The organism is Marinobacter iranensis, assembly GCF_029207565.1.
In the GTDB taxonomy this organism is placed as follows: domain Bacteria; phylum Pseudomonadota; class Gammaproteobacteria; order Pseudomonadales; family Oleiphilaceae; genus Marinobacter; species Marinobacter iranensis.
Window position 1 is genome coordinate 1 of record NZ_JANCMW010000089.1, and the last position, 279, is coordinate 279.

Below are 279 nucleotides of genomic sequence, written 5' to 3' on the forward strand. Positions count from 1 at the left end.
CATGGCGTTGCACTCCATCTCCAACGCCGGTCCAGGCCGGCATAAGAGATGATACAACATTACATATCTGGCGCAAATGCTTTCTCGATCATTCCTTCCCGAGGCGCGCCAGGGCATTTTCCTTGCCGATCAGCGGGAGCAGGGCGGCCATGTCCGGCCCATGCTCGCGGCCGGTAAGGGCGAGTCGCAGGGGCAGGAACAGGGCGCGGCCCTTGCGGCCGGTGGCCTGTTTCAGCGCCCCGGTGAGCGCCGGCCAGGGATCGGACCAGTCGATCCCCT

Annotated in this window: 1 protein-coding gene; it reads right to left on the minus strand. The window is 64.9% G+C overall.

The features are described from left to right. Positions 1–88 precede the first annotated feature (88 nt). Positions 89–279, minus strand: a 191-nt coding sequence (locus tag NLU14_RS21560) for a hypothetical protein (RefSeq protein WP_275710484.1), incomplete at its 5' end; no start/stop codon positions are given.